The organism is Microcoleus sp. Pol12A5 (assembly GCF_036701435.1).
Lineage (GTDB): Bacteria > Cyanobacteriota > Cyanobacteriia > Cyanobacteriales > Microcoleaceae > Microcoleus.
This window is the reverse complement of the sequence record NZ_JAUBQU010000182.1, coordinates 1-7932: the sequence shown is the minus strand read 5'-3', so window position 1 is coordinate 7932 and position 7932 is coordinate 1. Positions and strand designations below refer to the sequence as shown.

Genomic DNA, 7932 nt, shown 5'->3' with positions numbered 1-7932 from the left:
TCCTGGCACATCTTTAGATGAACTCATCTGTGCCTACTGCGCTCAATAGTGTCTCTTTTTTATTTGAAATGACTATATATTTGCTGTTATGTTCACAAAACTTATCTCAGCGACAATAAGCCACCGAGTGCTCGAATTGAGGAATAAAGACTATAGAGACTATTGCAAAAAAAAATCTACCTAAATTAGGTAGACTTTTAGAAATGTTCAAGAAATGAGTTCACTGTGGGCTAACCGTTGTTGTGATGGATGTGCGACGTAGAAACACTATCCAACTGATCGCGCCCGTTGCGGATCACGCGCAGCATATCGCTCAACTTGTGCTCGATATTATCCAGCACTTGGTCGGCATAATCGTCGGCTCCGTTTTGAATTTCCTCGCATTCAGCCATCGCCCTGACTCTCATCTCTTCCAATTCCTCTTGAGCCTGGTAGCGAATTTGTTCGACTTCCGCCAGCGTGGCCTGCTGTATTGCCTCACAGTCGAGCAAAACTTGCTGCCGCAACTGATCTGCCTCTATCTTCGCCTGCTGCAGCAGGCCCATATCGTTTAAAATTTCTGCTGCTCTCTGTTCTGCTGCTTCTATCACTTCCTGAGCGTAAAGTTCCGCCTCTTGAAGCAAGTCGTCCTTGTGCCGGATGATCGTTTCGGCTTCCTGAAAGGCGATCGGCAAATTTAGCCTCACCAAGTCTAACTGATCGAGCAACTGTTCTTCATCCACCAGAGTGCGTCTGGTCATGGGAATTCGCGGGCTGTCGAGAACAATTTCCTCAAGCCGGTTCAATTCCCGCTGGATGTCTACTCCTGCGGTTCGGGTGGGGTCTCCGAAGGCGGCTGTGTTCTGAGGGGGTTCGTTCTCAGTGCCGCGTCCGGTAGTGTCGGGTTCGATGCGAGTGGGTTCCTGCTGGCGTAACATTTGTAAATATCTAGGGCGACGTGTTTCGGAACAAGATGATCTACGGAGCCACCAAACTTGGCTATTTCTTTAACTACACTACTACTTAAAAAGCTGTACTCGTTAGAAGTTGCCAAAAAAACTGTTTCAATTTCACCCAGAAGGGTTTTATTGGTGTGGGCCATCTGGAGTTCCATTTCAAAATCTGTTAATACCCGGAGCCCCCGCAGCAGCACTTTGGCTTGTCGAATCTTAGCATAGTTTACTGTCAAACCTTCAAAACTGTCTACTTCTACGTTTGGCAAGTGTTGGGTAGAGCGCAGGATCTGCTCGATCCGTTCCTCTACGGTGAAGAGAGGGGTTTTGCTGGGGTTTCTGACTACGGTAACAATTACCCGGTCAAACAGTTTAGATCCCCGCTCAATAATGTCTGCGTGACCGAAGGTAATGGGGTCAAAGCTGCCTGGATAGATTGCAATCACGAGTTTGGCTCAATGAAGTGGGAGAGTGGAGGAGTGGGGGAATGGGAGACTGGGTAGATTGGGGCAGTGGGATAGTGGGAGAGTGGCAAAGCCGGAGATGTGGAAAATCTTCGTTCTTCCTTCTTCGTTCTTCCTTCTTCCCTCTTTCTTCTTCCTTCTTGCCTCTACTTATTCATCGAATGAGCTTTGTAGAAAGTTTCGAGGCTTTGCTTGTCGCCCACAAACCGCCAATGCCAAGGCTCGTAACTGACGCCTTGGCGATTGTTTTTCGGGAAGGACATTTCAAAGCTGAAGGCGACGGCGTTGGCTTCTAACCACTTGAATGCTTGGGTATTTTCAAAACTGGGGCTGAGGTTGGTATCCGGGGCGCTGCCGTCGCCGATGTCGATCGCGTAACCTGTGTGGTGTTCGCTGTAACCTGGAGGGGCGCTGACTTCGGCTCGCTTGCTGGCGTTTTGCCTGCGTTCGGCTTTCACGTCAAAAAATACGTGCTGTTGATCTTCCAGGGAGCGAAAGCCCGATATGGGAGCGAAGTAGATGCCTGATGCGGCGGCGGCGTTGGCCATTTCTTGATATTTTGCTGCTGCTGAGGTGCGGAGTTTGACGCTACCGTCGGAGGTGACGCCTACCAAGTCTTTGGCTGGTGCTTCTGGGTACGGCAAGTGTCCCAGGAGGTTGTCTGGGGTTGTGGGGGCTTTAGGGGTGCTAGCTGGACTCGCGACAGACGGAGACGCGGAACTTGTCGGCGCTGAGTTTTGTTGAGTTTGCTCTGCCTGACTGGTGGCTGGGAACAAGTTAAAGTTGAGGTGCAGCCAGATGCTGACCCCACAGGCTAGTGCGGCCAACCCTAGCAGTTTCCAAATCAGCCCTTTTTTCTTGGACTGACTCTGCCCTGCTTCTGGGTATGGGTGGTCTCGCACTGCTTCGGGAATTTCGTCGGCGACAAGCTCCGAGGCTTGCGGGGGTTTTCTTGACAGACTAGCGTTATCCAAGCCAGCTCCACTCCTGCACTTCAATAAGGCTCAACGTTAAAAATTGTAGACCGATATGGGCGATCGAAAAGCTACAATTGCCGCTGAGAATATATCATCTCTTTCAGACTTCGCCCCGTCCCATCCGCCAACTCTCGCATCTGTTGCTTGGGCCCACAGTCGATCGTCCCTGCGAGGTCGAACTGGTTGGCGCTGGGGGCGCTGGTTTATTTTAAGTGTAATTTGTTACTGTTCGACAAAATCCAACAATTCTTCGATCGACACATCAAACGTCCGCGCCAATTTTACCAGAGCACCGATGTCAGCCATTGCCATACCGGGCGATCGGGCATAACTTTTAACAGTATTGTAGGATACCCCGGAGCGATCGGCTACTTGCTTTAGCGATCGGGCATCGAGCGCCGTTAAGGTCTAATTAGTAGGTTAAAGGTCGATCGCCCAAAATCAACCATTACCAACTTCCGCCAACTCAACATCACTAACAGAATCTTTCTCTTCCCCTTTATCCCCTTCATCAACCACAACAGATAACTTCAATCCCAGAGCCTTCAGCCAACTTGCCAAAGCATATATTGTCGCACTTCCTTCTCCCGACAACAAAACATCTAATTTTTCCAAATGCAATTTAGCATCTTCAGCAGACATATTTGGTTCGCCCAGAGCCTCAAATACATCTCGAAGTGCTTTTCGCATGATTCCTAATTCCAAATCTCCTTCTTCCTCCTCAAGTATCTCTGTGAGGTAAGCCACAGCAAATAAGGGGTCTTTGAGAGATTTAATTTTTAACGGATGGTAAGGTACGCTTTTAGGCATTTTCTCTGCTCCTGTATTCTCTCCAATATTTCTTAGCTGTGCTAATATCTTGCTCTTGAGTGCTTTGATCTCCACCACACAGCAGAAGCACTATAGTTGTTTCTATTTGTCCAAAATAGACGCGGTAGCCCGGGCAAAAGTCAATCCTAAATTCCCAGACTCCCTCTCCCAGCGATCGAGAATCTCCCAGATTGCCATCGCTAACCCGCTCAAGCCTTTTAATAATCTTGGCTTTGCCTTTAAAGTCTCGAAGAGATTCCAACCACTCGGAAAAAGGAATTTTGCCATCAGGTATCTGATACTGCTGAATATCTCTGGGTTGTACTTCCATAAGGTCGATCGTGCTTGCACCCTCATCTTAATATCGGCGATCGCCCCGTATCCAACCTTCTTCACCTAGGCCAACTCAAAATCACCGATCAGAAGGAACTCTGCCGTCAGGGGTAGTGTAACGCTCAATTTCTCTCGGTTGCGCTTCCATAATCTTGATTTTAGCGACGATCGCACTCCAATCTGGCAGCCGCGCCCGATCGGCCCTTGACTCCATGCGCTACAATTATTAAGAAATCTTTAGTTAGATCCGTTTAACGTTCCAGACGCATTATGAGTCTTCCCATTCGCAACGTCGCCATCATTGCTCACGTCGATCACGGCAAAACCACCCTTGTGGACGCTCTCCTCAGACAGTCCGGGATCTTCCGCGAAGGGGAAGAAATCCCAGATTGCGTCATGGACTCCAACGACATCGAGCGCGAACGTGGCATTACCATCCTTTCCAAAAACACCGCCGTCAGGTACGGAGAAACCCTGATCAACATCGTCGATACCCCCGGACACGCGGACTTCGGCGGAGAAGTCGAACGAGTTCTAGGCATGGTTGACGGCTGTCTGCTGATCGTAGACGCCAACGAAGGCCCGATGCCACAAACCCGGTTCGTGCTCAAAAAAGCCCTAGAAAAAGGACTGCGCCCGATCGTCTTTGTGAATAAGATCGATCGCGAGCGAGCCGACCCCCACAAAGCCGTCGATAAAGTTTTGGATCTGTTCCTCGAACTAGGTGCTGACGACGATCAGTGCGAATTTCCCTATCTCTTCGGTTCAGGCTTAAGCGGTTACGCCAAAAAACACCTCGAAGACGAAGGGGTAGATATGAAGCCCCTGTTTGAAGAAATTCTCGACCACGTACCACCCCCTGTAGGCGACCCCAACAAGCCACTACAACTGCAAGTAACCACATTAGATTACTCAGAATACGTCGGTCGCATTGTCATCGGCCGCATCCACAACGGCACGATTAGAATCGGTCAACAAGCAGTCTTAATCACCGAAAGCGGCGCGATTGTCAAATCAAAAATTACCAAATTGATGGGCTTTGAAGGCCTGAAGCGGATAGATATCCCAGAATCTACTGCTGGTAATCTTGTCGCCGTTGCCGGTTTTGCTGATGCCTATATTGGCGAGACAATTACCTGTCCGAACGACCCGCAAGCGCTGCCTTTAATCAAGGTAGATGAACCGACTTTGCAGATGACTTTCTCGGTGAACGATTCGCCTTTCTGCGGTCAAGAAGGAAGTTTGGTAACATCGCGACAAATTCGCGATCGGCTAATGCGAGAACTCCAAACCAACGTCGCCTTGCGCGTCGAAGAAACCGAATCTCCCGACAAATTCCTCGTATCCGGCCGTGGCGAACTCCACCTCGGAATCCTGATCGAAAATATGCGTCGCGAAGGATACGAATTTCAAGTATCCCAGCCGCAAGTAATCTACCGCGAAATCGGCGGTCGTCCCTGCGAACCCTTTGAATGTTTGGTGTTAGACGTACCCGAAGAAGCAGTCGGCGGCTGCATCGAACGCCTCGGTCAGCGGAAAGCAGAAATGCAAGATATGCACGTCAGCAGCACCGGTCGCACTCAAATCGAATTTTCAGTTCCCGCTCGCGGTTTGATTGGATTCCGAGGCGAGTTCATGCGCTTGACTCGCGGCGCTGGAATTATGAACCACAGCTTCCTCGACTATCGCCCCCTCGGTGGAGAAATTGTCGCCCGTCGCAACGGAGTATTGATTTCCTTTGAAGAAGGAGTTGCCACTACTTATTCACTGAAAAATGCTGAAGACCGCGGCGTATTTTTCATTACCCCCGGAACCAAGGTTTACAGAGGGATGATTATCGGAGAAAACAACCGAGATGAAGACATGGAGCTGAATATTTGCAAGTCAAAGCAGTTGACAAACCACCGCGCATCTGGCGGTGAAGAATTGGCGCAATTGCAAGCACCAGTCGATATGAGTCTGGAACGTGCTTTGGAGTACATCGGCCAGGATGAATTGGTGGAAGTAACACCGAAATCAATTCGCTTGCGGAAGGTTTCTAAGAAGTTGGTGAAACGCTAAAACAACTTGAGGGCTGGTGGCAAAATAGCCAGCCCTTAATGTCAACTTCAAACTGTATTTAAAGGCAATATTAATAATTGTAAATAACAGAGTAATTATGAGGTAAATCTAAATTGGAGAAGCAATTAAGCAGATAGAACCATGAAAACCACCGTTGAACTTAACTAAGAATTGGTTAAAGAAGCCTTTCGGTTAACCAATTTCAAGACATAAAAATAACTAATTGGCTTGGCTTTGCAAGTACAAAGTCTTGTGGGAGAACGAATGTATTTATAATCTGCCCTTAAATTGCTAATTATCCTAACGTTTATCAATAATAAAAATTATGCTGAAGAGAATTTATGTAAATAATTTTAGATGCCTGGTCAATTTTGAATTGACTGTAGATAGCTTAAACCTCTTTCTGGGTTCAAATGGATCGGGAAAAACTACCGTTTTCGAGGTTTTAAGAAAACTACAGAAATTTATTTTAGGCGATCAAGCTTCCCAGCAAGATTATAAAGTATCAGATTTGTTTGCAAGCAAGGATTTAACAAGATGGCAAAAATCAAACATTCAAAAATTTGAATTGGATATTCAAGGAAATGGTGGCATTTATAAATATACCCTAGAGATCGAACATCAAGGAGACTATGCACCTCCTAGAATGCGACTAGAAAGCTTAACTTTTAACGGACAACCTCTGTTTAATTTCTGGGTTGATGCAGGCGATAGAGGTATGCCTGTAGGTCAAGCTAGGCTGTATAATGACGATCCCGATCGCGAAGGTGCTTTCTTGCCGTTCTTTGATTGGTCGCGTTCTGGCATTGGTTTTATTTACGAGAGGCCTGACAATCTAAAGCTTACATGGTTCAAAAAAAGGATTTCTAACTTTTTTATTGTACAGATCAATCCTTATATAATGGAATCAGAAAGTCTTAAGGAGGAAAGTTCACCTAACTGGGATATGTCAAATTATGCAGCTTGGTACAGCTATTTATCTCAAGAATATCAAGGTAAAATCCTTAAATTAACGCTGGAATTACAAAAGATTATCCAAGGATTTGATTCATTTCAAAATTCTAAATCCGGTGATGTTAGGATTTTGTCAGCATCTTTTACCCGTCCCAGCAAGGCTGCTTATAGGCTTAATGAATTATCACATGGTCAAAAAGCTTTAATTGCTCTATACACCTTAATATATTGTTCTCCTGATGATAATTTTACTTTGTGTATTGATGAACCAGAAAATTTCCTAGCTTTACCGGAAATAAAACCTTGGTGGGGTAGGGTGATGGACTATTGTCTGGAAAATCAAGCACAAGTAATGTTAATTTCTCATCACCCCTCATTGATTAATTACTTAGCAAGCAATTCAGGTTATTGGTTTGAACGAAGAGATAATGAAGCTGTCCGCGTGCGGCGAATTACTGATACTGAAGAAGAAGGTTTATCAGTTGCTAAGCTTATAGAACTTGGATGGATTTATGACGAGTAGAGATGATTTACCAGAAGTAACTATTCTCTGTGAAGATATTGACCAAGAGCGATTTATCAGACAATATCTGATCTGCTGCGGCTTGGACGATCGCAAAATTAAAGACTTTGGCAATCCTAAAGGGAAAACAATTAAAAATAACAATGCTTTGATACTCAAGCATTATCCAGAGCTGATTAAAAGTTATAGAAGCCGTAAGTACAGAAATATTGCTGTAGTAGTGATGATTGATGCTGATGAAGATAGCTTGGACGATCGAATGCGTTCTTTAAATATAGCATTAGACGAAACAGCAGGTAATTTAAACAAAGATCCGCGACTGCCTAATGAGAAAGTTGCTATTTTTGTGCCCGCCCGAAATATTGAAACGTGGTTTTATTACATTATGGAAGGGCAAGAATGTAATGAAATTACTAAATATAAAGATGACAATATGAGTGCAGAAGAGAGGATTAAACTAGCTAAAAGCGCGGCAAAAAAGTTGGCTAGAGAAATATGTCCTCAGGGAGTCGATCGCATTACTTTGCCTTCTCTCCGTTATGCGTGTAGGGAGTTGCAAAGGCTACAGTTGTAAAGAATGAGTTAGTTGATGTGACATGATGTTCTGTTATATCCCGAATTTCTTAAAGCCATCTAGTATCTGGGTTTTCTGTTTTGTTTAAGTTGTTCTACTTAGTTAATGATATAATATCAAACTTTCCTTTTTATATAAAAATTTGCACCTAGTGACCCTAATGTAGGAGCGCGCGATCGACTAACCGCCACAATATGTTTTAATTTATATTTGAGCAAAATCCAAACAAAGCCAGCCATGAGTCCTAAATCAATAGCCGTAATCAACTTCAAAGGCGGTGTCGGAAAGACTACCGTCACTTGGA

At 45.6% G+C, this 7932-nt stretch carries 10 protein-coding genes and 1 pseudogene; 3 read left to right on the top strand and 8 right to left on the bottom strand.

The genetic code is table 11. The annotated features are described in order from the left end of the window. Positions 1–230: 230 nt before the first annotated feature. From QUA45_RS26730 to QUA45_RS26700, 7 genes and pseudogenes are all read right to left on the bottom strand, one after another. On the bottom strand, positions 231–917 hold the full coding sequence (locus QUA45_RS26730; protein WP_333149400.1) for a DivIVA domain-containing protein: 687 nt from the start codon (positions 915–917) through the stop codon (positions 231–233). Continuing rightward, positions 800–1378, bottom strand: coding sequence for a pantetheine-phosphate adenylyltransferase (gene coaD, locus QUA45_RS26725; RefSeq protein WP_333094476.1), 579 nt, complete (start codon positions 1376–1378; stop codon positions 800–802). The genes QUA45_RS26730 and coaD overlap by 118 nt, the downstream gene beginning before the upstream one ends. Positions 1379–1542: 164 nt before the next feature. Further along, positions 1543–2370 (bottom strand): M15 family metallopeptidase, encoded by an 828-nt coding sequence (locus QUA45_RS26720; RefSeq protein ID WP_333094475.1) that lies wholly within the window; start codon positions 2368–2370, stop codon positions 1543–1545. A gap of 225 nt (positions 2371–2595) precedes the next feature. After that, positions 2596–2697, bottom strand: a pseudogene (locus QUA45_RS29300) (helix-turn-helix domain-containing protein); the annotation flags it as partial. A 117-nt stretch (positions 2698–2814) separates the two neighbouring features. Next, positions 2815–3183 (bottom strand): transcriptional regulator, encoded by a 369-nt coding sequence (locus QUA45_RS26710; protein ID WP_333222831.1) that lies wholly within the window; start codon positions 3181–3183, stop codon positions 2815–2817. Further along, entirely contained in the window at positions 3176–3514 is a 339-nt protein-coding gene (locus tag QUA45_RS26705) for a type II toxin-antitoxin system RelE/ParE family toxin (protein ID WP_333222829.1), read from the bottom strand. Before QUA45_RS26705 ends, QUA45_RS26710 begins: the two co-directional genes overlap by 8 nt. An 81-nt stretch (positions 3515–3595) precedes the next feature. Beyond that, a complete protein-coding gene (locus QUA45_RS26700) occupies positions 3596–3730 on the bottom strand; it encodes a hypothetical protein (protein WP_333222827.1) in 135 nt (44 codons plus the stop codon). A 56-nt stretch (positions 3731–3786) separates the two neighbouring features. Here QUA45_RS26700 and typA point away from each other — a divergent pair, with 56 nt between their 5' ends. The 3 genes from typA to QUA45_RS26685 all read left to right on the top strand — a co-directional run bounded on the left by typA (position 3787) and on the right by QUA45_RS26685 (position 7628). Further along, positions 3787–5577: a translational GTPase TypA gene (typA, locus tag QUA45_RS26695; protein ID WP_333222825.1), complete on the top strand. Its 1791-nt coding sequence runs from the start codon at positions 3787–3789 to the stop codon at positions 5575–5577. Positions 5578–5902: 325 nt separating this feature from the next. Further along, on the top strand, positions 5903–7054 hold the full coding sequence (locus QUA45_RS26690; protein ID WP_333222823.1) for an AAA family ATPase: 1152 nt from the start codon (positions 5903–5905) through the stop codon (positions 7052–7054). Further along, a complete protein-coding gene (locus QUA45_RS26685) occupies positions 7044–7628 on the top strand; it encodes a hypothetical protein (RefSeq protein ID WP_333222821.1) in 585 nt (194 codons plus the stop codon). Before QUA45_RS26690 ends, QUA45_RS26685 begins: the two co-directional genes overlap by 11 nt. Positions 7629–7744: 116 nt before the next feature. Here the strand turns inward: QUA45_RS26685 and QUA45_RS26680 are convergent. Further along, on the bottom strand, positions 7745–7932 hold a 188-nt coding region (locus QUA45_RS26680; protein ID WP_333222819.1), incomplete at its 5' end, for a hypothetical protein.

Bases quoted from the DNA above. Each gene is read 5' to 3' on its own strand.
- QUA45_RS26730 (WP_333149400.1), bottom strand. From the start codon at position 917: ATGTTACGCCAGCAGGAACCCACTCGCATCGAACCCGACACTACCGGA.
- QUA45_RS26710 (WP_333222831.1), bottom strand. From the start codon at position 3,183: ATGCCTAAAAGCGTACCTTACCATCCGTTAAAAATTAAATCTCTCAAA.
- QUA45_RS26705 (WP_333222829.1), bottom strand. From the start codon at position 3,514: ATGGAAGTACAACCCAGAGATATTCAGCAGTATCAGATACCTGATGGC.
- QUA45_RS26700 (WP_333222827.1), bottom strand. From the start codon at position 3,730: ATGGAGTCAAGGGCCGATCGGGCGCGGCTGCCAGATTGGAGTGCGATC.
- typA (WP_333222825.1), top strand. From the start codon at position 3,787: ATGAGTCTTCCCATTCGCAACGTCGCCATCATTGCTCACGTCGATCAC.
- QUA45_RS26690 (WP_333222823.1), top strand. From the start codon at position 5,903: ATGCTGAAGAGAATTTATGTAAATAATTTTAGATGCCTGGTCAATTTT.
- QUA45_RS26685 (WP_333222821.1), top strand. From the start codon at position 7,044: ATGACGAGTAGAGATGATTTACCAGAAGTAACTATTCTCTGTGAAGAT.